Raw genomic sequence first — 303 nt, 5'->3', positions numbered from 1 at the left:
CTTCATGGTAAAATCTCCCTACGAAGGAAAAGAGCTAGACCTTCACCGACCGTATGTGGACGATGTGATTTTGGTGTCGGACAAAGGGGAAAAAATGTTCCGCGAGCCGGACTTAATTGACGTGTGGTTTGACTCAGGAGCGATGCCGTATGCCCAGTGGCACTACCCATTCGAGAATCAAGATATTTTCGAGGCAAACTATCCTGCAGATTACATCGCAGAAGGAGTTGATCAAACCCGTGGTTGGTTCTTTACCCTGCATGCGATTGCCGTGATGCTCTTTGACAGTGTGGCATTCAAAAA

General features: G+C 47.5%; 1 protein-coding gene. It reads left to right on the top strand.

Going from position 1 to position 303, the window contains the following annotated elements:
- A partial coding sequence (locus ACNKXV_RS14110) for a class I tRNA ligase family protein (protein WP_417908350.1) occupies positions 1-303 on the top strand: 303 nt, incomplete at both ends.

Source organism: Christiangramia aquimixticola (genome assembly GCF_048285835.1).
Lineage (GTDB): Bacteria > Bacteroidota > Bacteroidia > Flavobacteriales > Flavobacteriaceae > Christiangramia > Christiangramia aquimixticola.
The sequence above is the reverse complement of the archived record's forward strand: the minus strand, read 5'-3'. Positions and strand labels throughout refer to the sequence as shown.